General features: G+C 64.7%; 21 protein-coding genes. 9 read left to right on the forward strand and 12 right to left on the reverse strand.

Annotated elements, in window-relative coordinates; all coding sequences use genetic code 11:
• Positions 1-42 precede the first annotated feature (42 nt).
• The 3 genes from NCR93_RS19965 (at position 43) to zwf (ending at position 4,746) form a co-directional block, all read left to right on the forward strand.
• Positions 43-2,127, forward strand: coding sequence for a 2Fe-2S iron-sulfur cluster-binding protein (locus NCR93_RS19965; RefSeq protein ID WP_175982346.1), 2,085 nt, complete (start codon positions 43-45; stop codon positions 2,125-2,127).
• Positions 2,128-2,196: 69 nt separating this feature from the next.
• On the forward strand, positions 2,197-3,096 hold the full coding sequence (locus tag NCR93_RS19970) for a LysR family transcriptional regulator (protein ID WP_008354248.1): 900 nt from the start codon (positions 2,197-2,199) through the stop codon (positions 3,094-3,096).
• 174 nt (positions 3,097-3,270) lie between these two features.
• Positions 3,271-4,746, forward strand: coding sequence for a glucose-6-phosphate dehydrogenase (gene zwf, locus NCR93_RS19975; RefSeq protein WP_033535836.1), 1,476 nt, complete (start codon positions 3,271-3,273; stop codon positions 4,744-4,746).
• Between the two features lies 1 nt (position 4,747).
• On the opposite strand, the gene NCR93_RS19980 is transcribed toward zwf, so the two are convergent.
• Together NCR93_RS19980 and NCR93_RS19985 are read right to left on the reverse strand one after the other, a co-directional pair.
• The gene (locus NCR93_RS19980; protein WP_175982347.1) at positions 4,748-6,034 is read right to left on the reverse strand and encodes an FUSC family protein; all 1,287 of its coding nucleotides are present in this window, start codon (positions 6,032-6,034) and stop codon (positions 4,748-4,750) included.
• An 88-nt stretch (positions 6,035-6,122) separates the two neighbouring features.
• The gene (locus NCR93_RS19985) at positions 6,123-6,761 is read right to left on the reverse strand and encodes a LysE family translocator (protein WP_175982348.1); all 639 of its coding nucleotides are present in this window, start codon (positions 6,759-6,761) and stop codon (positions 6,123-6,125) included.
• A 159-nt stretch (positions 6,762-6,920) separates the two neighbouring features.
• Between NCR93_RS19985 and wrbA the strand changes: the two genes are divergently transcribed.
• Positions 6,921-7,523 (forward strand): NAD(P)H:quinone oxidoreductase, encoded by a 603-nt coding sequence (gene wrbA, locus NCR93_RS19990; RefSeq protein WP_008354244.1) that lies wholly within the window; start codon positions 6,921-6,923, stop codon positions 7,521-7,523.
• A gap of 7 nt (positions 7,524-7,530) precedes the next feature.
• Here the strand turns inward: wrbA and NCR93_RS19995 are convergent, their stop codons facing one another.
• The 3 genes from NCR93_RS19995 to NCR93_RS20005 are packed head-to-tail and all read right to left on the reverse strand — an operon-like array spanning position 7,531 to position 10,109.
• Positions 7,531-9,147: an alkaline phosphatase D family protein gene (locus NCR93_RS19995; RefSeq protein ID WP_175982349.1), complete on the reverse strand. Its 1,617-nt coding sequence runs from the start codon at positions 9,145-9,147 to the stop codon at positions 7,531-7,533.
• Complete coding sequence (locus tag NCR93_RS20000; protein ID WP_175982350.1) at positions 9,105-9,692, reverse strand: universal stress protein; 588 nt, start codon at positions 9,690-9,692, stop codon at positions 9,105-9,107. The genes NCR93_RS19995 and NCR93_RS20000 overlap by 43 nt, the downstream gene beginning before the upstream one ends.
• A gap of 30 nt (positions 9,693-9,722) precedes the next feature.
• Positions 9,723-10,109, reverse strand: a complete 387-nt coding sequence (locus NCR93_RS20005) for a tellurite resistance TerB family protein (RefSeq protein ID WP_175982351.1) — start codon at positions 10,107-10,109, stop codon at positions 9,723-9,725.
• 401 nt (positions 10,110-10,510) lie between these two features.
• On the opposite strand from NCR93_RS20005, the gene NCR93_RS20010 reads away from it, so the two are divergent.
• The gene (locus NCR93_RS20010) at positions 10,511-10,993 is read left to right on the forward strand and encodes a glycoside hydrolase family 108 protein (RefSeq protein WP_008354240.1); all 483 of its coding nucleotides are present in this window, start codon (positions 10,511-10,513) and stop codon (positions 10,991-10,993) included.
• On the forward strand, positions 10,993-11,664 hold the full coding sequence (locus tag NCR93_RS20015) for a hypothetical protein (RefSeq protein WP_008354239.1): 672 nt from the start codon (positions 10,993-10,995) through the stop codon (positions 11,662-11,664). Before NCR93_RS20010 ends, NCR93_RS20015 begins: the two co-directional genes overlap by 1 nt.
• A 392-nt stretch (positions 11,665-12,056) precedes the next feature.
• Here the strand turns inward: NCR93_RS20015 and NCR93_RS20020 are convergent, their stop codons facing one another.
• Positions 12,057-12,824, reverse strand: a complete 768-nt coding sequence (locus tag NCR93_RS20020; protein ID WP_008354238.1) for an IclR family transcriptional regulator domain-containing protein — start codon at positions 12,822-12,824, stop codon at positions 12,057-12,059.
• A 267-nt stretch (positions 12,825-13,091) separates the two neighbouring features.
• On the opposite strand from NCR93_RS20020, the gene NCR93_RS20025 reads away from it, so the two are divergent.
• Together NCR93_RS20025 and NCR93_RS20030 are read left to right on the forward strand one after the other, a co-directional pair.
• Positions 13,092-14,501 carry an MFS transporter gene (locus tag NCR93_RS20025; protein WP_008354237.1) on the forward strand — a complete coding sequence of 470 codons (1,410 nt, stop codon included), beginning with the start codon at positions 13,092-13,094 and terminating at the stop codon, positions 14,499-14,501.
• Positions 14,502-14,600: 99 nt separating this feature from the next.
• The gene (locus NCR93_RS20030) at positions 14,601-15,560 is read left to right on the forward strand and encodes a LysR family transcriptional regulator (protein ID WP_008354235.1); all 960 of its coding nucleotides are present in this window, start codon (positions 14,601-14,603) and stop codon (positions 15,558-15,560) included.
• Here NCR93_RS20030 and NCR93_RS20035 read toward each other — a convergent pair.
• Positions 15,511-16,395 carry a bifunctional helix-turn-helix transcriptional regulator/GNAT family N-acetyltransferase gene (locus NCR93_RS20035; RefSeq protein WP_175982352.1) on the reverse strand — a complete coding sequence of 295 codons (885 nt, stop codon included), beginning with the start codon at positions 16,393-16,395 and terminating at the stop codon, positions 15,511-15,513. The two genes, NCR93_RS20030 and NCR93_RS20035, sit on opposite strands and share 50 nt — an antisense overlap.
• A 36-nt stretch (positions 16,396-16,431) precedes the next feature.
• Positions 16,432-17,445 carry an AraC family transcriptional regulator gene (locus NCR93_RS20040; protein ID WP_008354233.1) on the reverse strand — a complete coding sequence of 338 codons (1,014 nt, stop codon included), beginning with the start codon at positions 17,443-17,445 and terminating at the stop codon, positions 16,432-16,434.
• Positions 17,446-17,598: 153 nt separating this feature from the next.
• Between NCR93_RS20040 and NCR93_RS20045 the strand changes: the two genes are divergently transcribed.
• Positions 17,599-18,453, forward strand: coding sequence for a class I SAM-dependent methyltransferase (locus NCR93_RS20045; RefSeq protein WP_175982353.1), 855 nt, complete (start codon positions 17,599-17,601; stop codon positions 18,451-18,453).
• A gap of 21 nt (positions 18,454-18,474) precedes the next feature.
• Here the strand turns inward: NCR93_RS20045 and NCR93_RS20050 are convergent, their stop codons facing one another.
• The 4 genes from NCR93_RS20050 to NCR93_RS20065 form a co-directional block, all read right to left on the reverse strand.
• The gene (locus tag NCR93_RS20050) at positions 18,475-19,521 is read right to left on the reverse strand and encodes a Gfo/Idh/MocA family protein (RefSeq protein ID WP_175982354.1); all 1,047 of its coding nucleotides are present in this window, start codon (positions 19,519-19,521) and stop codon (positions 18,475-18,477) included.
• Between the two features lie 61 nt (positions 19,522-19,582).
• Positions 19,583-19,807 carry a hypothetical protein gene (locus NCR93_RS20055; RefSeq protein WP_239295342.1) on the reverse strand — a complete coding sequence of 75 codons (225 nt, stop codon included), beginning with the start codon at positions 19,805-19,807 and terminating at the stop codon, positions 19,583-19,585.
• Between the two features lie 78 nt (positions 19,808-19,885).
• Positions 19,886-21,265 carry an ATP-binding protein gene (locus tag NCR93_RS20060; protein ID WP_008354229.1) on the reverse strand — a complete coding sequence of 460 codons (1,380 nt, stop codon included), beginning with the start codon at positions 21,263-21,265 and terminating at the stop codon, positions 19,886-19,888.
• Positions 21,262-21,924 carry a response regulator gene (locus NCR93_RS20065; RefSeq protein WP_008354227.1) on the reverse strand — a complete coding sequence of 221 codons (663 nt, stop codon included), beginning with the start codon at positions 21,922-21,924 and terminating at the stop codon, positions 21,262-21,264. Before NCR93_RS20065 ends, NCR93_RS20060 begins: the two co-directional genes overlap by 4 nt.
• Positions 21,925-21,981: the final 57 nt, after the last annotated feature.

Below are 21,981 nucleotides of genomic sequence, written 5' to 3' on the forward strand. Positions count from 1 at the left end.
TCGCGCCGTGCCGCCGCGCCCGAATCGAAGAGGCATACGATCATGTCCGCTTCCGCGCTTGGCAATGTCAAACAGGTCGCCACGCCCTCGCCGTGGCATCGCGGCGAACTCGCCATTCAGAAGGCTTTCGGCGTCGACGAGCGCATGGACGGCGTCGGCCGGCGCGTCGTGCGCGATTACATGCCGGATCAGCATCGCCAGTTCTTCGGGCAACTGCCGTTCATCGTGGCCGGTTCCGTCGATGAACGCGGCGATCCGTGGGCGACGCTGCTCGCCGGGCATCCCGGCTTCATGCACGCGACCGATGCCAAAACGCTGTCGATGAGCCCCGCCCGCGATCCGCTCGATCCCGCCGACGCCGGCATGCACGATGGCGCGTCGATCGGCCTGCTCGGCATCGAAATGCACACGCGCCGCCGCAATCGCATGAACGGCGTGATTCATCGCGATGGCGCGAACCTCGCGTTCGACGTGGCCGTCGAACAGAGCTTCGGCAATTGCCCGCAGTACATCCAGTTGCGCGATTTCGAGTTCGTGCGCGATCCTTCCTTGCCGTCGCCGGTCGAGCCGCTCGAATCCGACGCCCTTTCGCCGCGCGCAAAAGCGATGATCGCGAACGCGGATACGTTCTTCGTCGCGTCGTATTTCGATCGCGAGGACGGGCATCGGCAAGTGGACGTATCGCATCGCGGCGGCAAACCGGGTTTCGTGCGTCTGTCGGACGACGGCTCGCTCACGATTCCGGATTTCGCCGGCAATCTCTTCTTCAACACGCTCGGCAACATTCTCGTGAACGCTCGCGCGGGACTCGTGTTCGCGGACTTCGAAACCGGCGACATGCTGCAGCTCGCGGGCGACGCGGAAGTGCTGCTCGACTCGCCCGAAACCGCCGCATTTCAGGGCGCGGAACGGCTGTGGCGCTTCACGCCGCGCCGCATCGTGTATCGCGCCGAGGCGCTGCCCTTGCGATGGAAAGCGCGCAGCGACGGCGCATCGCCCAATTCGCTGATGACCGGCGACTGGACGCAAGTGGCCGAGCGCCTGAAGGCGTCCACGCTCGCGAACGTGTGGCGCGCGTTTCGCGTGAGCAGAATCGTCGATGAGAGCGATGCGATCCGCTCGTTCCATCTCGAACCCGCCGATGGCGCGGGCATCGTTCCGCACAAGGCCGGTCAGCATCTGCCGATGCGCGTGACGCTGCCGGGCGAGGCGAAACCGCAGATTCGCACGTACACGCTGTCGGTCGCGCCGTCGGACGGCGTGTATCGCATCAGCGTGAAGCGCGACGGGCGCGTGTCGGCACATCTGCACGACACGCTGAAAGCGGGCGACGTCATCGAGGCGCGCGCGCCCGCCGGAGACTTCACGATCGATCCGTTCGAGCAGCGTCCCGCCGTGCTGATGGCGGCGGGCGTCGGCATCACGCCGATGCTCGCGATGTTGCGGCACATCGTCTACGAAGGCTTGAGGAAGCGCCGCGTGCGGCCGGTGTGGATGATCGTGTCGGCGCATTCGCTCGCGAGCCGCGCGTTCTCGCGCGAAATCGATGCGCTCGCGCAGAGCGCGGGCGGCGCGGTGACCGTGATCCGCGTGCTCAGCGACACGAACGGCGCGCAAATGGACCGCGATTACGACGTGTCCGGGCGCATCGACATCGATCTGCTGACGAGCCGTCTGCCCTTCAACGACTACGACTTCTATCTGTGCGGGCCGGGCGCGTTCATGCAGTCGATCTACGATGGCCTGCGCGCGCTCAATGTCGCCGATGCGCGCGTGCATGCGGAAGCGTTCGGTCCATCGGCGCTCAAGCGCACGGCGGATCGCGGCGCCGACGTCAAGCCGATGCGTCCCGCCGCGACCGAGTCCGTGAAGATCGAATTCCTGAAGTCGGGCGCGAGCGCGCAATGGCAGCCGGGCAGCGGCACCTTGCTGGAACTCGCCGAAGCGAGCGGTCTGTCGCCCGAGTTCAACTGCCGCGGCGGCACTTGCGGCACATGCCGGACGCGCATCGCGAAAGGCGCGGTGTCGTATGAAAGCGAGCCGGCGTTTCATGTCGGCGATGACGAAGCGCTGATCTGCTGCGCGATGCCCGCCGCCGAAGGAGACACGCTCGAACTAGATCTGTAACGATTGTGCCCCGCGCGCATATCCGTGAGAATGCACGGCATCTCAAGCCTGCATGTCTCGTGCTTTCCCATGGACCGTTTACAGGCAATGACGACCTTCGTCACGGTGGTCGAAACCGGCGGCTTCGCATCGGCGGCGCGCAAGCTCGACGTGTCGCCGTCGGTCGTGAGCCGCGTCGTGACGGAACTCGAAGAACATCTCGGCGTGCGCCTGCTCACGCGCACCACACGCGTCGTGCGTCTCACCGACGCCGGCAGCGGCTATTTCGAGGACTGCCGCCGCATTCTCGGCGAAATCGATAACGCCGAACTTTCCGCGACCGGCACGCATTCCTCGCCGCGCGGACTGCTTTCGATCACCGCGCCGGTGATGTTCGGCCGCCTGCACGTCACGCCGATCGTCCTCGATTATCTGGGCCGTTATCCCGAAGCGGACGCAAGCTGCTGGTTCGTCGATCGCGTGGTGAATCTCGTCGATGAAGGCATCGACGTGGCGGTGCGGATCGCGCAATTGCCGGACTCGTCGTTGCAGGCGATCAACGTCGGGCGCGTGCGGCGCGTGCTGTGCGCCTCGCCCGCTTATCTCGCGAAGCACGGCACGCCACGTCATCCGGACGATCTCGCAGAGCATGTCGTGATTGCGTCGACGGGTTCGTCGACGCCCCCGGAATGGCGTCTCTCCGACGGCGAGCGGCAGTTTCTCGTGCGCTCGCATCCTCGCCTGACGACGACCACCAACGACTCGGCCATCGCCGCCGCGCTCGCGGATTTCGGCATCGCGCGGCTCCTGTCGTATCAGATCGCGCAACACGTTGCCGACGGGCGTCTCGCAATCGTGCTGCCGGAGTTCGAGACGCCGCCCCTGCCGATCCATCTCGTGCATCGCGAAGGGCGTCACGTCACGCAGAAGGTCCGCGCATTTCTCGACCTCGCCGTGACGACGCTGCGCGCGAACGAATCGTTGCGCTGAGCGCGTTAAACAAACACGTCTTCGGTGACAAATCGTCCATCGCTCGCCGAATCGAACGGCCGTTAGCACGACTGCCGTGCAAAATGCCGGCAAAACATGCAACATAGCTGTCTCGAACGATCGCTCCGATCGCCGCGCTTTCGGCTTATCTGAACCCTTACCGGCTCACGCACCATGACGAATCCAACTTCTCCCGTGAATGAACGCCCGCTCGACATGATCATCTTCGGCGGCGGCGGAGACCTGGCGGCGCGCAAGCTGCTGCCGGCGCTCTACATGGCGCACACGCACTGCAACCTGCCCGCGGACACGCGCATTCTCGCCATCGGCCGCAAGGACTGGACGCGCGAGGATTACCTCAAGAATTTCATGGAAGAGCAGGCGCGCCCTTTCATCGATTCCAAGGTTTTCGATGCCCAGTCGTGGGACAAATTTCTCGCGCTCTTCGATTACGTGCGCATCGACGTCGAGAATCCCGGCGATTTCGAGCGTCTCGCACAGGCCGTGCGTCCTGGCTCGCAGCGCGTGCTGTATCTGTCGACGTCGCCGGAACTGTTCGTGACGATCTGCACCAACCTCGATAACGCCGGCATTCTCGACGAAAACGCCCGCGTCGTGCTTGAAAAGCCGCTCGGCCACGATCTCGCATCGGCGCGCGCGATCAACGATGCGGTCGGCAAGCACTTCAAGGAAGAGCAGATCTATCGCATCGACCATTATCTCGGCAAGGAAACCGTGCAGAACCTGATGGTGCTGCGCTTCGGCAACGCGATCTTCGGCCCGCTGTGGCAGGCGCCGTACATCAAGAGCGTGCAGATCACGGTGTCGGAGACGGTGGGCGTCGGCAGCCGCGCGGGCTTCTACGATCACACCGGCGCATTGCGCGACATGGTGCAGAACCACTTGCTGCAACTGCTTTGCATTGTCGCGATGGAGCCGCCCGTCTCGCTCGATCCGGACGCCGTGCGCGACGAAAAGCTGAAGGTGCTGAAGTCGCTGCGGCCGATGACCGTCGCCGATATCGCACGCGACACCGTGCGGGGCCAGTACACGGCGGGCGCGGTCGGCGGCGAGGCGGTGAAGGGTTATCTCGAAGAGCAGAACGTGCCCGCCGACAGCCGCGCGGAAACCTTCGTGGCGCTGCGCGCGCATATCAACAACTGGCGCTGGGCCAACGTGCCGTTCTTCCTGCGCACGGGCAAGCGCATGCAGAATCGCCGCTCGGAAATCGTCATCGACTTCGCGGACCTGCCGTTCTCGATCATCCCCGAAGGCCCGCGTCATTACGGCAACCGCCTGACGATCACGCTGCAGCCGGAAGAATCGATCCAGCTCCAGATGATGGCGAAGGAACCCGGCAGCGGCATGCACATGCAGCCCGTCACGCTCAATCTCGACCTGCAGCAGGCCATGACGCAGCGGCGCGCGGAAGCGTACGAGCGCTTGCTCATCGACGTGATTCGCGGCCGCCTCACGCACTTCATGCGGCGCGACGAACTGGAAGCCGCATGGACCTGGGTGGAGCCGATTCTCAACGGCTGGAAGGAACTCGGCGACCGTCCGCGCGGTTATACGGCGGGAACGTTCGGCCCGGCCGCTTCGAGCGCGTTGATGGCGCGCGAGAATCTCGCCTGGGCGGAAGAAGCCTGATTCACCGCATCGCGGCGTGCGGCCCCCGTTTCGAGGCCCACGCCGCGCCCGCGGCCATCACCGCGGACAACACCACGATGCCCGCGAGAATGCCTTCGAGCCGCATCAGCGCGGGCATCGGGTCCGACGACCAATGGTGGTCCTGCACGAACACCATGATGAACGCGATGCTGAACTGCCGTCCGACATAGCTCGCGCCCTGCGTGCCCGTCTGCACATGACAGCCGATCCACACGCCCACGCATAGCGCGATCATGCAGGCGAACGCGTTGTCGCCGAGTAGCGGCAACAGCGCGAGACTCGCCGCGCCCGCCAGCAGACAGCCGATGAAACGCTGAATCATGCGCTCGGCGATCGGCTTTCGCGTCGGCTTGCCGAGCGCCGATGTCGGCAAGATCAGCACGGCAACCGCCGTCACCATCGCCTGCGCGAAGCCGGGCAGATTCCACGCATACGCGATCGCCGCGAGGATCATCACCGACCATGCGCCTTGCCACGCGAGCCGCTTGCGCATCGCGAGCGCGGTCTGCTCGGCGCGCGCGAGGTGCGTCGCGTCGAGCGCCTGCACGGCGCGGGCGGCATCGGAAGGAATGACGGTGACGGTTTGCGCGTTGACGCCATCGACGCGATCCACGGTGGATGCCGCCTGCGCGCGCGGCACCGGCGGCGCGCCGCGCGACTTGCGATAGTGCTGCACGCCCGCATGCACAAGCGCCGACACGGCCACGCACGCGGCCGTCCCGACCATCACTTCGGCGACGCGCAAGAGCGCAAACGACGCCGTCGCCGCCGCGGATTCGAGCCGATGCGCCTCGAACGTGACCATGAGCGAGGTCACGCCGCCGAGCACCCACGCGTAGCCCGCATCGGAAACGAGCGCCCGATACACCGACATCCCGACGATCGCCCCGAGCAGCGGCACGAAGAGCCACGGCACGTCGCCGATGATCGGCCCGGCGACCGCGCCGATCAGCGCGCCGGCGATCGTCCCGACCACGCGATGCACGCCGCGTTGCGCGCACGCCGAGAATTTCGACTGCATCACCGCGAAGCCGCTGATCGCGGCCCACCAGATGTTGCTCAAATGGAAAGCGTAGGCGAGCGCGACGGCAAGTCCGACGGAAAGCATCGCCTGCGTGGCGAAGAGCGCACGGGCGGGCGTCGGCCTGATCGCGACGAGTTCGCGCCCGAGCGCGGCGAAGGCGTCGCGGACGATGTGGACGAACGCGGCTGCGGCGGTTTCGTGCGGGATCGGGCGGGCGCTTCGGGAAGAATCGTCGGTCGGCATCGTTCTCGCGATTGTTCGGACGTCTGGCTTGAGCGTAGCCGCCGATCGTCCGGATGCAAAGCCGAACCGCGAAAGTGCGGCAAATCCGCTACACGCGCGAAGTGAGCAGACGCAGGCCCGCCGCGCCGAACACGAGCGCGAGACATGCATCGAGGCCGCGCTGGATGCGTTTGTACATGCGCCGCGCGGAGGCCATCGAGAAGAGCGCGGCATAGCCGCCGAACACGCATACGCCGATGCAGAGGCACCCCGCGACGACGACGAGCATGTGTCCCGGCCCTTCCCCCGCCGACGATCCGAGCGCCGCCACGGACATCCACACGAGAATCGCTTTCGGATTCGTGAGATGCAGTAGTGCGCCGCGCGCGTAGAGCCTGCGCGCGCTCTGCCCTTGCGCATCCGCCGACGAAGCGCGCAGCGGCGGCTTCAACGCCGCGCGTCCCGACTTGAACGCGAGCCACAACAGATACAGCCCGCCGCAGATCTTCACGCCGACGAGAAAGCCCGAGTACGCCGTCAGCGCGGCGGAGAGGCCGAGCGCGGCGAGCATCGCCCAGAAGAAGGAGCCGGACATCACGCCCGCCGCGAACGCGAAGGCCGCGCGCCGCCCGGACGTGCTCGCGATCGACATGATCGCGAGATTGCTCGGCCCGGGACTCGCGGTGCCGACGAAATACGCCGAATAAGCGATGAGCAGATTCGCGCTGAGCAAGGCGTGGCCGTTCATGGCGTGTGCGTCTCCGGTTCGGGTTTCGGGCAGTGTCGTCGAAGGCAGACGCGCGCGTCCATGAACGCTTCGCATTTTTGCGGGCAGGCCAGTTCCTTGCGCACGCACTCGCCGGTGCTATCTTTGAATGCGCACAAGCCCCTCTCACAAGGACACATCATGGCGAAAGTACTGGTTCTCTATTATTCGATGTACGGCCACGTGGAAACGATGGCGCAAGCGATAGCCGAAGGCGCGCGCGGCGTCGCGGGCACGGAAGTCACGCTCAAACGCGTGCCCGAAACGATTCCCGCCGATCAGGCCGCGAAGATCGGCGTGAAGCTCGATCAGCAGGCGCCGGTCGCGACCGTCGACGAACTCGCCGACTACGACGCGATCATCTTCGGCACGCCGACGCGCTTCGGCAACATGGCCGGCCAGATGCGCACGTTTCTCGATCAGACGGGCGGGCTCTGGGTGAAAGGCGCGCTCGTCGGCAAGATCGGCAGCGTGTTTTCATCGACGGCTTCGCAACACGGCGGACAGGAAACCACGATCACATCGTTCCATACGACGCTGCTGCATCACGGCATGGTGATCGTCGGCGTGCCGTATGCGTGCGCGGGACTCACGAACATGAGCGAGGTGTCCGGCGGCACGCCCTACGGCGCGACGACGCTCGCTTCGTCCGACGGCAGCCGTCAGCCATCGCAGAACGAACTCGATATCGCGCGTTATCAGGGCAAGCACGTCGCCGAGCTGGCCGCGAAGCTCGCCGCTTAAGCGACGCTCACGCCTCGACGTCGAGCTTCACTTCGTACAGCGACTTGCCGTTGAGGTCGTGCAGCGAGACCGTCAGCGCGCGGCTCGCGGGATCGATCTTCGCTCGGCCATAGAACTGCTGCATGGCCGCGGGCGAACGGTTCTGCGGATTGTCCTTCGGCACGCTGACATAGCGCAGTTCGGGACCGAACGTCATGTCGAGATCGTTCGGGCCGAACGTGCCCGCGTTGATCGGCCCGCCGACGAATTCCCAGAACGGCTTGAACTCGGTGAACTTCGCACGCGACGGATCGTAGTGCGTCGCCTGCGCGTAGTGCACGTCCGCCGTAATCCACACGACGTTCCTGATGTCTTCCTGCTTGATGAAGCGCAGGATGTCGGCAAGCTCCAGTTCGCGGCCGGACGGCGCGCCGTTGTCCGCGTTGGCCCATGCCTCGAAGGTGCCTTTGGGCACATCGGGGTTCGCATCGGGCACGATGAGCGAGATCGGCATGTCGCTCGCAATCACCTTCCACGTCGCGCGCGATGCCTTGAGCGATGCCTTCAGCCACGCGGTCTGCTGCGAGCCGAGAAATGCCGAATCCGCGTCGAGACGCGTTTGCGTGTTCGGCGAGTTCGCGCCGCGATACGAACGCTCGTCGAGCATGAACACATCGAGCAGCGGCCCGAACTGAAAGCCGCGATACACCTGTTCCGGATCGAGCTGATTGATGCGATACGGGTTGTACTCGAACATCGCCTGCTTCGCGCGCGCTTCGAGCAGGTTGATCGAACGCGTCTGATAACGCTTCTCCGCTTCGCCGATCACTTGTCCCGGATACCAGTTGTTGCGCACTTCGTGATCGTCCCATTGCACGAGGAACGGCACTTCGGCTGCGAAGCGGCGCTTGTTTTTATCGAGCTGGTTATAGGCGAACGCCGCGCGATAGTCGTCGAGCGTCTGCGCGACATGCGACTTCCCTTCGGTCACGATGTTCGTCCACATCGTGCCGTCGGGCAACTTCACTTCCGGTTCGATCACGCTGTCCGCATAGATCTGATCGCCCTGATGGATGAAGAAATCCGGCGCTTCGCGACGCATCGCTTCATAGATGCGATAGCCGCCGAAGCGCTCGTTGATGCCCCAGCCCTGCCCCGCTTCATCGCCGGAAAATACGAAGCAGATCGGCTTCTCCGCTTCGATCGATGCCGTGCGCAGACGTCCCGTCACCGGCTCGCTGTAGGCGTTGCCATCGACGAGATCGGCGAAGCGCACGCGATAGAACACATCGGCGCCGGGCGGCAGGCCGGTCAGATCGACGCGCGCCGTGAAACCGCTGCTTTCGAGCGCGGCCGGTCCGATGCGCCGTTGAATCGTCCTGAAGCTTTCGCTCGTCGAATACTCGACGATCATGCGCGCGGGCCGGTCCGTGCGGCTCCAGACGATGCCGCTCGTCGCGGTGACGTCGCCGCTCATCACGCCGCTGGGTAGTTGCGGACGCAACTTGTCGGCGGTGACGACGGCGGGCGCGACGCCTTGCGCGAGGGCATCGGCGAGACCCGCGCCTGTCAGGGCGAGGCCCGTGCCGGAAACGAGGCCCTTCAGCAAGGTGCGTCGGGACGGTTTGATGATGCGATCCGGCATGGCGAGCTTCCTCTCGAACTGAATGATGGGGTTGTGCGCTGCGTCGAATCGACGATGGTAAAGCTTAACGGTGTCGCTTTTGTTTCAACGCTCGCTTCATTACCCGCGCGGTTCGATGCGATCAGCACGCGGCGATTGCTGTGGCGGCTCACGGCATCGGCCACGCGTTCTTCCCAGAAACGCCAGTGCGTGGCTTTCGTGCGGCCTATCACGATGAGATCCGCGTCGAACTCGCGCGCCGCCTGCGCGATCGTGCGCGCGAGCGTCGTGCCGCCCGGCAGGTCCATCGTCACGCACATGCCGTTGATGCTCGATGCGCGTATCGCCTGAAGCGTGCGCTTCTCGACTTCGCGCGCGAGTTCGTCGACCTGCGCGAGCGCCGCGCCGAAGTCGTATTGCGCGGACGATATCGCCCAGAACGGCGCGCGGTCCACGACATGAAGCGCCGTGAGGCGCGCGTTACATTCGCGGGCCCGCGCGATGCCGAGCGCAAGCGCTGCATGCCTGCCATCCGGTCCCACTGCGACGAGAACGTGTTGTTGCATGATGTCGTCTCCGGTTGAGTTTCGCGCGGTTCAGTGCATGCGCCACGCGCGCTTCACTGCATCGATCACGGCGGCTTCCGTGCAACTCATGACGCCATCCGCGACCACCGCCGATTCGCACAGCGTGAGCACATCGCGTCGCACGCGCTCGTCGGATACGTCCTGCGCGAGCTGATGCACGACATGCGGGTCGACGCGGCACACGTCGTCCCATGTCAGATACGAGCATCGCGTGAGATCCTCGCAAACCTCGCGCACGACTTCGTGCAACTCGCCCGCATGAAGCCCGAGCCGCGCATAGAAGCCGCGCCGTTCGAGCGCTTCGATTTCCGCGCTGCCGATATGCCCGTCCGCGATCAGCGACATCACGACGATGCGCGCGGCCGCGCGAGGACTGTCCGATGGATAGTGGCGCATGGCATTTCTCCTTCGATGAAACGTCGTCAATGAAAGGCAGTGCGATGGTTTCGTTCAGGACCGCGCCGCCCGGATGCCTTGCATCGTAGGCGCGGACAATGAGCGTCGAATGAGCGTGCGATGTCTGCGCGAGCCGCACAGCGGCGCCGAAAAAGCGTTGGCCTTGGCACGACAGTTCGCATCTCCGCGCGCCTGCTACTCCCGTTCTGTGCGCCTTGCCACACAAGGCTTTCGCACGCGCGATGCACCGACTGGCATGGCGGATGCATAAGGCCTGCCGTCGCGTCATGACTGCCTGCCACTGTTTGACGCGACCGGGCCGACGCCTCGCGCGCCGGCCCGTTTCTTCCGGCGCCGCGACGATGGTTCCGGCGGCACACGCAGGCGCCAAGGAGATCGACATGAACAGCTTCGACGACGCCTTCGAAGCGCTGATCGGCAGCGAAGGCGGCTACTCATTCCATCCGGCGGACCCGGGCGGCGAAACGATGTGGGGCGTGACGGCGCGCGTCGCACGCGGCTATGGCTATGCGGGCGCGATGAAGGACTTGCCGCTCGATCTCGCGAAGCGCATCGCGAAGCAGAAGTACTGGGACCCGCTGCATCTCGACGAATTCGATCCGCGCGTCGCGTTCCAGATCTTCGATGCCAACTACAACGGCGGGCTCGTCGTGCTGTGGATGCAGAAGGCATCGGGCGCAAAGGAAGACGGCAAGTTCGGCCCCGATACCGTCGATGCCGTGAAAGCCGCCGATCCGATGCGCTTCGTCCTGCGCTTCATTGCGTATCGATTGCGTTATCTGAAGGGCCTGCATGCATGGCCGACGTTCAGCCGCGGCTGGACCGAGCGCATGGCGACGAATCTTCTTTTGGGAGCAGCATGATGGACTGGTCGAAAGTGGCGGCAACCATCGGCGCGAAGGCGCCTCTTCTCGCGGGTCTCATCGGCGGGCCCGTCGGGCTTGGCGTCAGCACGGCGGCCGCGATCATCTCCCATGCGCTCGGGACGCCTAACGATCCGGATATCGTCGCGACCGCGCTCAACGATCCCGCCGCGCTCGACAAGATCAGCCAGGCCGAAAACGCGAACTCGTTGCAGTTGCAACAACTCGTGGTGGCGGCGGCGCAGGCGCGTCTGTCGTTCGAAGCGGACATGGCGCGCATCTCGGCGGGCGACCGCGCCGATGCGCGCGCAATGGGCATCGCGAACAGGGACTGGGTGCCCAAGTTCCTCGCGATGGCCGTGACCGGCGGCTTCTTCGGCATTCTGCTGCTGATGGCGTTGCGCGCGTTGCCCGAGGCGAATCGCGATCTCGTGAACGTCGTGGTCGGCGCGCTCGGGACCGCGTGGATCAGCATCATCGGGTATTACTTCGGGACGTCGGCGGGCTCGATGCGCAAGACCGAACTGCTCGCGCAACCGAGCGTGCCGATCACGCCCGAAACGGCGGTGACGTTGCGCGATCCGGCGCCCGCGTCGGGCGCGAACGGCGATAGCGCGCATCGCGCATTCGTGCCGGGCGGGCAAGGCCCGATCTTCACGGGCGCGTCGTGAGCGTCATCGTGTCAGAGCTCAGTTGGTCGTGCAACGCGCATGTTGACCGGCGATGTCTGCGCATAAACCGGGCGCTGAGCCGACTCCGAGTGAAAGCGCGGTGACGACCGTTGCTGCCGACAGACTGAGAAGCCGTTTCGCGTCGAACTGAGTCATGTCGATTCCCCTTTCCTTGTGTCGATATCCGCTTGGCGTTGCGAACGCTGGTCGCTGCAACCGTGGGGGGAATGTGGAGCTGGGGAATTAGGTAAAAGTGAGGATGATGCGGTCTGATCCCGAAAACGCTCACCTTTGCGTCATAGGCGATTCAGAAATTACCTTTAAACAAGGGCTGCGAGCGCCATTCGACACGCATTCCCGAAAACCCTCACCTTTGCGCGATCTCGCCGCGGTCAGATCACGTTCAACATCGACAACGCCGTCTCCTGCAACGGCGGCAGCACGCGGGCAAGCGCTGCCTCGGCGGTTTCCTTTCCGATCGGCATGTTCGCCGACAACGCCGCGACCACTTCGCCGTGCCGGTTCTTCATCGGCACCGCGATGCCGCGCACGCCCATCTGCAATTGCTGCTCGATCGCGACGTAGCCATCCACGCGCGCCTGCCTGATCTTCTCGTATAGCTTTTCCTTGTTCGTGATCGTGAGCGGCGTGAAGGGCTTGAACTCGGTCGCTTCGAGCCAGCCGCGCACCGATGCCTCGTCCATATACGCGAGCATTGCGATGCCGCCCGACATCAGCGCGGCCGGCACGCGCGCGCCGAGCACGAAGCCGGTCGTCATCACGCGCGTCGAACCATTGCGCGCGATGATCACGAGGTCCCAGTCATCGAGCACGCTGACATACACCGACTCGTGAATCAGCGCGCTCAATTGCTGCAGATAAGGCTGCACAATCCGCGGCAGCCGCGCCGACTCGAAATACGACCAGCCCATGCGCAGCACGCGCGGCGTGAGATTGAAGAGCTTGCCGTCGGTCTGCACGTAACCGAGATGCGCAAGCGTCAGCAGATAACGCCGCGCCGCCGTGCGCGTGAGGCCGGTGCGCGCCGCGGCTTGCGTCGGCGTCATGCGCGCGTGCTGATCGTCGAAGGCTTCGAGGATCGCCAGTCCCTTCTCCAGTCCGGCGATCCAGTCGCGCTTGTCGAGTTCCGGTTTAGTCATGCTTGTATGCTTGTTTAGTTATGGATGGGCCGATGTTTCGGCGCTCCATCAAAGTCAATTGCTAGTGCTAACCCCCAAAGTGATCGATTATCGGACACGCGCGTGCGATAATCGCGCAAAATTTATCATAAATCGTTGATCGAAAGGGGTTGCGCTTTTATTCTCCAATCACTTTCAGAGCGCGCGTATTGCGACAAACCAAAACGCTCCGCCGCTCGGCCAGATTCCAGGCTCAACTCCATAAACCCATTGTTCGGAGACATCTCTATGGCTAGCCCTAAGGAAGACGCGCACGGCGGCCGCCAGGCGAAAAAAGCGACCGCGAGCGGCTGGATCGGCTCGGCGCTGGAGTATTACGACTTCTTCATTTACGCCCAGGCTGCTGCACTCATTTTCCCGCAGTTGTTCTTCCCGTCGGGCAATCCGAAGGTGGCGATCATCGCGTCGCTCGCGACCTACGGCGTCGGCTACGTGGCGCGTCCCATCGGCGCATTCGTGCTCGGTCATCTGGGCGATACGCACGGCCGCAAGAACGTGCTGCTCGTCTGCATGTTCCTGATGGGTATCTCGACGATGGCTGTCGGCCTGCTGCCGACGTATCACCAGATCGGCATGGCCGCGCCCGCGCTGCTCGTCGTGTTGCGCCTGCTTCAAGGCTTCGCGGTGGCCGGTGAAATCTCCGGTGCGAGCTCGATGATTCTCGAGCACGCGCCGTTCGGCCGACGCGGCTACTACGCGAGCTTCACGCTGCAAGGCGTGCAGGCCGGCCAGATTCTCGCGGCCGCCGTGTTCCTGCCGCTCGCCACGTTCATGCCGGAAGACATGTTCAACTCGTGGGGCTGGCGTGTGCCGTTCCTGCTGTCGGCCTTCGTGCTGGTCGCGGGCTACATCATCCGTAAGGAAGTGCATGAAACGCCCGCGTTCACGTCCGAGGAATCGCATGGCGGTGTGCCGAAGTCGCCGATCAAGGAAGCGTTCGCCAACAGCACGCCCGACATGATCCGCGTCGTCTGCATGGCGCTGATGAACGTGATTCCCGTGGTCGCGACGATCTTCGGTGCGGCGTATGCGGTGCAGTCTTCCTACGGCATCGGCTTCCACAAGAGCGTGTATCTGTGGATTCCGGTCGTCGGCAACATCGTCGCGGTGCTGGTGATTCCGTTCGTCGGCAATCTGTCGGACAAGATCGGCCGTCGCCCGATGATGATCGGCGGCTCGCTCATCTCCGGTCTGCTGGCCTTCGCGTATCTCTACGCGATCAGCATCCATAGCGTGCCGCTCGCGTTCCTGATGTCGCTGCTGATGTGGGGTGTCGTGTATCAAGGCTATAACGCGATCTTCCCGAGCTTCTATCCGGAACTCTTCCCGACCCGTTCGCGCGTTTCGGCGATGGCGATCTCGCAGAACATCGGCACGACGATCACCGCGCTGTTGCCCGCACTCTTCGCGGCCGTTGCGCCGCCGGGGTCGGACAACATTCCGCTGACGGTCGGCGCCATTGCCTTCGGCGTGACGATCATCGCGGCGATCGCGGCTTACTCGGCGCGTGAGACGTATCGCATCCGCCTGAGCGATCTCGGCAAGAAGGACGCCGTGCCGATGAGCCAGCAAGAATACGAGCGCCTGCGCGCCGATTCGATCTCCGTGGACAAGGTCGCGAAAGCGCACCACGCATGAGTTGACCGTGTTGGAGTGATCTTCCGGGCCCTTCGGGGCCCGTTTTTTTGCGTGACGCGATAACATGAATGCGTTCTCATCCATGACGCGGAGGCATGAATGGCCGGCTTCAACGAACGCATCCTCAACGGCATCAGCGTGTTCGCTGCGATCGTCGATGCAGGCACGTTCGCCGCGGCGAGCGATCGGCTCGGCATGTCGCAACCCGGCGTGAGCCGCGCGATCGCGCGTCTCGAAGCGCGTCTGAAGATTCGTCTTTTCGATCGCACGACGCGCAGCGTTTCGCTCACCGACGATGGCCGGCGCTTCTTCGAGCACGTCATGCCGCATCTCGCGGGACTGGAGGAAGCGGCGGCCACGGCATCCGAAGGCGCGACGGCGGTGCGCGGCCGCTTGCGCGTGAACGTCGATCCGATCTTCTCGCGGCTTCTGCTCGGCCCGAAGCTCGACGCGTTTCTGAAGGCGCATCCCGATCTGCAACTCGAACTCATCACGAGCGACCGTCTCGGCGACATGATCGCGGATGGTTTCGATCTCGCCGTGCGCTTCGGCGAGCCGCGCGATTCGAGTCTCGTCGCGCGCAAGCTGCTCGATACGCCGGTGCGGACCGTCGCCGCGCCGTCGTATATCAAGCGATGCGGCACGCCCGCTACCCCGCAGGCGCTCGCAGACGGCACGCATACGTGCATCGAGTTTCGCGATCCCGAAACGGGACGGCCGTTCGCGTGGGAGTTTCATCGCAAGAAGAAGCGCATCACGGTGGAAACGCACGGCCGTCTCACGCTCAACGATCCCGGCACGATGCTGAGCACGCTGCTCTCAGGCTATGGCGTCGCGCAGATTCTGCTGCTGGGTCACGAACATCTGATCGCCGATGCCAAGCTCATCGACCTCTTCCCCGACTGGCCCGACGAGCGCTTTCCGCTGTATGCGTTTTATCCGTCGCGGCATCATCCGCCGGCGAAGACGCGCGCGTTTCTCGATCTCGTCATCGCGCTGACGGGAGGCGTCAACGCAAACTCTTCTCGAACCAGTGATGCGCGTAAGCCTCGTCGCTGAACGGCGCGACCTCGACATAGCCGGATCGCCGATACAGGCCGATCGCTTCCCCGAGCGCCTTGTTCGTCTCCAGACGCACGGCTTTCGCTCCGTTCTGCGACGCGAGCCGTTCGGCCTCTTCGAGCAGCCGACGTCCGACGCCGAGTCCGCGTGCGCCGGCGCTCACCCACATGCGCTTCAACTCGGCCGGCGACGCGCCGTGGAACTTGAGCGCGACGCAGCCTATCGCCGCGCCGCGCAGCCTCGCAACGATCAGCGCGCCCTGCGGCGCCGTCAATTCGCGCGCATCGGCGGACAGGCTGACGGACGGATCGAAGCCCGCTTCGAAGCGCGCGTTCAACTCCGCGAAGTATTGGTCGATGCACCATTGCGCATCCTCGCTCGTCGGGTCTTCGATCGCGAAGCGCATCAGCGAAGGTTGCAGCAAGCGCTCGACTTCGGCCATCGCCGCGATCAGCCGCTTGCGCTGCGCATCGTTCAACGGCGCGAGCATGCCCCCCGCGACCGCGTCCGATAACCTTTCGAGTTCTTCACGTTCGGCGCAGCCCGCATCGGTGAGGCTCGCGCGGCGCACGCGGCGGTCATCGGGACGAGACTCGACCGCGACGAGACCTTGTCGCTGCAGCGCGGCGAGCGTGCGGCTCACGTAACCCGAATCGAGACCGAGACGCTCGCGCAACACGCGAAGATCGACGCCCTGCGCACCGATTTCCCAGATGAGCCGTGATTCGCCCATCGGACGGCCGCGCCCGAGAAAATGCTCGTTGAGCGCACCGATGCCCTCGGCAACGGTGCGATTGAAGCTGCGAATCTGGCTGATGTCGGTCGGGTTCATATCTCTGACTCTAGTCAGAGAATCGCCCGGCGTCAATCAATGTGCTTGCGCCTCGGCTTCCACGCGCGTTTTCTCCCGGCGCCACGTCGCGGGCGGCTTGCCGACGAGGCGCTTGAACGCACGAATGAACGCCGCTTCGGATGCATAGCCGACGTCCTGCGCGACCGCTGCGATCGTCGCGTTCGTGTTGCGCAGCAGTCCGGCCGCGACCTGCATGCGCCAGTTGACGAGGTACTGCATCGGCGGCAAGCCGATGATCTCGCTGAAGCGCTCGTGCAACGCCGAACGCGAGAGGCCCACGCGCTCGCCCAGTTCTTCGACGGTCCACTCGTGCGCGGGCGCATCGTGCATGACGGCGAGCGCGCGCCCGACGAATCGGTCGCGCAGGCCCGCGAGCCAGCCGCGGCTTTCATCGGGCAGTACATCGACGTAACGGCGCACGGCATCGACGAACATCATCTCGCTCATGCGTTCCAGCATCGCTTCGCCGCCCGGCCGCTTGTGACGCGATTCGACGACGGCCTGCTGCATGAAGTGATTAATCCAGCCCTGCGCGCCCGATTCCTTCAGATGCAAGAGGCGCGGCAACGTCGCGATCAGCGGATTGAACGGACGCAGATCGCAGCCGAGAAAGCCGCATACGAGCATCGTTTCATACGCGTCGTCGGGGCGTCGATTGTTGCGCGCCTCGACCGCGTCGTAGGTCAGCGTGAAGGGCAGCTGATCGATCTTCATCGAGAACGGATCGATATCCGCTTCGGCGCGAATGCCCGGCGCGCTCGAAATCACATGCGCGTCGCCGTGCGGAAACACGATGATGTCGCCGCTCGCAAGACGCACCGGCGCTTCGCCGACGAGCGCGCCCCAGCAGTTGCCGTGCGTCACGACGTGATACTCCATCACATGCTCGCAATCCGGCATGACGATGCTCGCGATGTCGCGCGCGGGCGGCGCTTCGGCCGCCCAGCTTCGATTGCCGCTCACGTGAAAGAACAGCGCGCCGCGCAAGCGCACGGTGCGCAGCACGTCGGACAGGATGTCGAGACTCATGGCGTCTCCCGGTGATCGTAAGCATCGCAAAGCGGACGAACGGACAATTCGCGGCGACTTGCGGACAGGCGTCGAAGCGATGGTAACGGGATACTGCATCTGCCCGCTATCAGGGCGACGCTCGACACATCATCCGGAACTGGAGAACGAACCATGCATGCGTTGAATACATCCGCGGTCTGCGACGAGCCGGCCAAATCACAGCAACCCGATTTCGCCGCGATAAAGGCCCGCCAGCAAGCCACCTGGGCGAGTGGCGACTTCGCGGTGATCGGCACGACATTGCAGATCGTCGGCGAGATGCTTGCCGAATCGATCGATGTGCGCGCCAGCGAGCGCGTGCTCGATATGGCCGCCGGCAACGGCAATGCGACGCTCGCCGCCGCGCGACGTTTTGCTCGCGTGACATCGACCGATTACGTTCCGGCGCTGCTCGAAAAAGGCCGTGCGCGCGCGCAAGCCGAAGGACTCGCGATCGACTTCGAGGTCGCCGATGCCGAGAACCTGCCCTTCGACGACGGCAGCTTCGATGTGGTGCTGTCGACATTCGGCGCGATGTTCACGCCGGATCACAGGCGCTCGGCGAGCGAAATGCTGCGCGTGGCGAAAAGCGGCGGACGCATCGGCATGGCGAACTGGACGCCCGAGGGTTTCATCGGCCAGTTGTTCAAGACCATCGGCGCTTACGTGCCGCCGCCCGCGGGGCTGCAATCGCCCGCGCTTTGGGGCACCGAGCCGCATCTCGTCGCGCTCTTCGGCGCCGAGGCAGCCGATATTCGTTGCGTACGCAAGTACTTCAACATGCGCTATGAATCGCCGGCGCACTGGATACAGGTGTTCCGCGATTTCTACGGGCCCGTGCATCGCGCGTTCGCGGCGCTCGATGCAGCGAAGCAGGCCGATCTCGAACGCGAGATCGGCGGCCTGCTCGAACGCTGCAATGTTGCGGGACCGTCTTCGCTCGTCGTGCCGAGCGAATACATGGAAGTGGTGATCGTCAGGCGTTGACGAGATGCGCTCGCGCGCGAATCACAGCGTGACGGGCTTGCCGCTGCGCGCGCTTGCGATGATCGCGGCGAGCGTCGCGGCATTGTCGAGACTCACTTGCGCGTAGTACTCGATGGCGGCGGCATCGTGCGTTGCGACCATGCGCGCGAAGCTTTCCGCCGCGAAGAAGAAGCCGCTTCCGGTGTCCGACTCGACCGTCTCGAACGGCACCGAATTCGGAATGCCGCGACGCACGCGCATCTGGCTCGGCAGATAGCCGTATTGATCGCCCGCCGTCTGCGCGCTCGTGTGATTCAGATATTCGGTGTCGATCGTGCCCTGCGTGCCGATGATCGTCGCGTGCCGATGATTCGCCGCATCCATCGAGCACGAGACTTGCGCGCGGCGGCCATCGGCGTAGATGAGCGTCGCCATGAGGCTGATGTCGACGTTGCTGTCGGCCCATGTCGCGATTGCATCGACGCGTTGCGGCGCGCTGCCCATCACGAGACGAATGAGGCTCAGCGGATAACTCCCCGCATCGAGCAGCGCGCCGCCGCCGAGCTCGGGCTTCATGCGGATGTTTGCGCCGGGATTGCCGACGGTGAAGCCGAAGTTCGCCTGAATCGCGCGCACGTCGCCGATCGCGCCTTCGCCGATTAGCGCCATCATCGTCGCGGTCTGCGGCTGGAAATAGTATGGGAACGCTTCGAGCAGCAGCACGCCGTTGCGATCGGCGGCCTCGAACATGCGCGCGGCTTCGTCGCGATCCAGCGCGAGCGGCTTCTCGCACAGGATGTGCTTGCCGTGATCCGCGGCCTTGATCGCCCATTCGGCATGCAGGCTGTTCGGCAGCGGAATGTAAACCGCGTCGATGTCCGGGCTCGCAAGCAGCGCGTCGTAGCTGCCGAACCATTTTTCGATGCCGTTTGCTTGCGCGAAGGCTTGCGCATTCTCGTCGCTGCGGCTCGCGACCGCGACGACGCGCACGCGCTCGCTCGGTCTCACGTCACGCGTGAATTGTCTGGCGATGTTCGCGCCACCGAGAATGCCGAGGCGCAGGACGGACGATGCTTGAGTGGATGACAAGGCGGGCTCCTGAATTTGTACCAAATGGTTCACCACGTCAAAGGTAACACAATCGCGTGCTTCAAGGCATGCACTTGTCGGGACGAACTTTCGTGCCGCGCCGGTCCGCCGGGACGTGGCAATTGTCCACGCGTTGATCGTCGCTGGCCTTGTCGCCGAGACGTTCCTTCAAGGTCTTCGGTTCCGGTGCGGCGGACGAAGCCGCAACGGGCGCTTCCGCTGCGTCCGTTGCAAGCGCGGCGCCGGTCCACGCGAGACAAGCGCATAGAAGAACGAGTGTCTTCATGACAGACCGCCATGAAAGATGAAACGAGCAGCTTCGCCGCGCGGCGAGCGCACGACGCCCCGCTTCTTGCGGTTTCATTCAGGCATGCATTCCGCTGACGACATCCTTCGCGCGCGCCGCCGACGCAACCGGACACAAGCCGCGCACCGCGACGATCAGACCGCTCGCGTCATCGCGGTTCCTGACGTCGAGCGTCGCGTGATGCCGTTGCGCGACGCGCAGCGCGATCGCGAGACCGAGCCCGCTGCCGTGTCCCGACGTCCCGACGCAACGATAAAAGCGGTCGCATACGCGATCGATCTCGTCCGGCGGAATGCCGGGGCCGGAGTCCAGCACGGTGAGCGCGATGCCATCCGCTTGGCGCCGCAAGGTCACGTCGACGCGCCCACCGTGCGGCGTGTGACGGATCGCGTTATCGAGCAGGTTGTTCACGAGGACGGCGAGCGCGTGCGTGTCGCCCATGATCGTGAACGGATCGTGATCGTCCAGCGCATGTTCGAGTTCCAGGCCGAGGTCGATCGATCGTGCTTCGGCCAGCAACGAGAAATCGCTCACGCGGAGTTCGCAGAGCGTGCGCAGGCTCATCGGCGCGATGGCCGCTTCGCGCGCGGCGTCTTCGCGCGCCATGCTGAGTAGCTGCTGCGCGAGATGGATGAGGCGATTCAACCGGCCGTCGATCTTCGCGAGCGTCGCGGCATCGACCTGAAGCGAGCCATCGCCGATTGCGCCCTGGATTTGCAGCTTGAGCGCGGTGAGCGGCGTGCGCAGTTCGTGCGCGGCATCGGCGACGAACGTGCGCTGCGCCTGCGATGCCTCCGAGAGACGCGCGAGCAGGCCATTCAACGCATCGACGAGAGGACGCAGCTCGTCGGGCATCGGCTTGTGGAAGACGACGGGCTCGAGCGATTCCGGCGAGCGCGCGACGAGCGATTGCGACAGCCAGCGCACCGGCGAAAGCCCGCGCGCGACGACGAGAAGCACGATCACGACGATCACCGGAATCAGCAATGCGAGCGGCCAGATCGTGCGCAATGCGAGCGCCATGGCCAGATCGTCGCGGATGAAATAAGGCTGCGCGACCTGCACGAAGCGATCCGGCTGCGCGACGCCGAACGCGCGCCAGCGATACCCTTCCCGCTCCGCCGATTCGAAACCGTCGCCGAAACGCGGCAACGCGGGCTCGCGCGGCGAGTGATAGATGAGGCGGCCCGTCCGATCCCAGATGTCGATGACGAGCCGGTCGTCCGCGATGCCGTGCAGTTCGGGATTGCGGCCCTCTGCAACGTCGTCGGCGGTGATGTTATGCGGCAGCGAGAGCGCGACGGTGCGCAGTTCGTAGTCGAAGAGTTCGCCGGCTTCGAGGCGCGCGGCGTCGAATATGCCGACGCCCGCAATCAGGCACGCGATGCCAAGGCTGCAGATGAGCCAGCCGAGCAGCCATCGGCGGATCGTTGTCATCCGATCCTCTTCAATCGATAACCGACGCCGCGCACCGTCACGATCTCATCCGCGCCGATCTTGCGCCGCAAGCTGTGAACGTGGACTTCGATCGCGTTGCTGCCCACTTCCTCGCCCCAGCCGTACAGTTTTTCTTCGAGCTCGGGGCGGCGAAATACGCGCGACGGCTCTTCGATCAGCGCCTGCAGCAGCGCGAACTCGCGCGGCACCAGATTGAGCGCGACGCCGCCCTTGGTCGCCTCGTGCGCGGCCGGATTGAGCGTCAGCTCGCCGTGCGAGTACACCGGATGCTTGTGCCCGGTGCGGCGTCTCAACAATGCGCGGACGCGAGCCGCGAGCTCGTCGAGATCGAAGGGCTTCATCAGATAGTCGTCCGCGCCGGCGTCGAGGCCGCGGATGCGGTCATCGACGGCATCGCGCGCGGTCAGGATCATCACGGGCGCGTCGCCGCCGTTCTTGCGATACGTGGCGAGCACGTCGAGGCCGTCGCGCTTGGGCAGGTTCAGGTCCAGCAGCACGAGGTCGTACACGCCATTGCCGAGCGACAGCTCCGCGGCCCGTCCGTCCTGCGCCCAATCCACCGTGTAACCGGCGCGGCGCAACGCGGCGAGCACGGTCTCCGCGATCATCTCGTCGTCCTCCACCAATAACAGGCGCATGCGCTTTCTCCAGGCTCAACAGGTCGCCGCCGATTGTCCGGCTTGCATGCTTAAGCG

Origin of the sequence: Caballeronia sp. ATUFL_F1_KS39 (assembly GCF_023630985.1) — a bacterium.
Classification (GTDB): Bacteria; Pseudomonadota; Gammaproteobacteria; order Burkholderiales; family Burkholderiaceae; genus Caballeronia; species Caballeronia zhejiangensis.